The organism is Candidatus Deferrimicrobiaceae bacterium (genome assembly GCA_035256765.1).
Taxonomy (GTDB): Bacteria; Desulfobacterota; Deferrimicrobia; order Deferrimicrobiales; family Deferrimicrobiaceae; genus CSP1-8.
Window position 1 is genome coordinate 1 of sequence record DATEXR010000287.1, and the last position, 1646, is coordinate 1646.

Here is a 1646-nt window from a genome sequence, read left to right on the forward strand (position 1 = left end):
GCCGCAGGCGCCGGTCGCCAACAGGGCTGCCTTTTCTGCTGCGACAAGCGATCCCCGGGCTGCGTCGGGCGTGCTCGTCGCTCGCTTGTGCGGCGTACTTACCGTACGCCTCCGCGCTCGCTCCTGCGCTTGCCCGCCTCGCCTCGGGTCTCCCTTGTCTCGCGACGAAACCCTTCCGGGGACCGGCCCCCTGCAGCGGCGCTCGAATGCCAAGGTATTTGCGAGACGGTGCACTAGCGATACGACTGCGAGCACGCCTGGGAGATTCCTCGGGAGGAGGATAAAAACATGGGCAAGAAGATCGTCATCATCGGTGGAGTCAGCATCGGGCCGAAGGCGGCGGCACGGGCCCGCCGCAGGGATCCCGACGCGGACATCACGATCCTCGAAAAGGGGGAATACCTCTCGTACGCGGGGTGCGGCGCCCCTTATTTCATCGCCGGGAAGATCGTCGACTACGAAGAACTCATGATGACTCCCGCCGGGGTTGTCATGGATACGGACTTCTTCAAGAACGTCAAGGCAGTCCACGTGCACAACAAGACGATGGCCGAAGGCATCGACCCCCGGGGGAAGGTCGTCCAGGCGGTGAATGTGGACACCGGGGAGCGTCTCGAATTCCCCTACGACCAGCTTGTCATCGCCACCGGATCCATGCCGGTCCGTCCCTCCCTGCCCGGGATCGATCTCCAAGGCGTGTACGTGCTCAGCAACCTGGAGGAAGCCATCGCGATCCGCAAGGAGATGGAAGCAGGCAGGCGGCGAGTCGTCATCGTCGGTGCGGGATTTATCGGGATGGAGATGGCCGAGGCTTTCGCCGCCCGGGGAGCCGAGATCACGATGGTGGAGTGGAAGGACCAGGTTCTGCCCGCCCTCCTCGACAGGGAGATGGCGATCCTCGTGGAAAAGCATCTTGCGGCAAAGAAGGTGACCGTCAAGACCGGTGTTGCCGTCCAGGGACTGTCCGGCGACGACCAGGGTCGGGTCACCCGGGTGGAAACCAACCACGGCGACATCCCGGCCGACCTTGTCCTCATCGCGGTAGGAGTCAAGCCGAACGTGACGCTGGCCGCGGCGGCGCGGCTTGCCATTGGACTCCGGGGAGGGATCGTCGTCGACGAGTACCTGCGGACCTCGGACCCGGACATCTTCGCCGGCGGCGACTGCGTGGAAAACCGTCACCTCCTCACCGGTGAGCCGGTCTACGCCCCGAGGGGATCCACTTCGAACAAGCACGGCCGCGTGATCGGCGACAACCTGACCGGAGGCACCACGCGATACCCCGGCATCCTCGGTTCGACCATCCTCAAGATCTTCGACTACAATGTGGGTGCGACAGGGCTCAGCGAACGCGCCGCAAGGGAGCGCGGCTACGACGTGGCCACTTCGCTGACCCCCGGGCCGGACCAGGCCCACTACTACCCCGGGGCGAAGCTCCTCGTGCTCAAGGGGGTGGCGGACAGGAAGACCGGTACGCTGCTGGGACTGCAGGCGGTCGGCCCCGGCGAAGCGTCCAAGCGGATCGACACTGCGGCCCTCGCCATCACGCAGCGGATGCCCCTTGGCGAGATCGCGTCAGCGGATTTCTGCTACGCTCCCCCCTACTCCGGGGCAATGGACAATCTGGTCCACCTCGCCACCACCCT

Annotated in this window: 1 protein-coding gene; it reads left to right on the forward strand. The window is 65.3% G+C overall.

Translation table 11 applies throughout. The features are described from left to right. Window positions 1-288 precede the first annotated feature (288 nt). On the forward strand, window positions 289-1646 hold a 1358-nt coding region (locus tag VJ307_09885), incomplete at its 3' end, for an FAD-dependent oxidoreductase (GenBank protein ID HJX74452.1).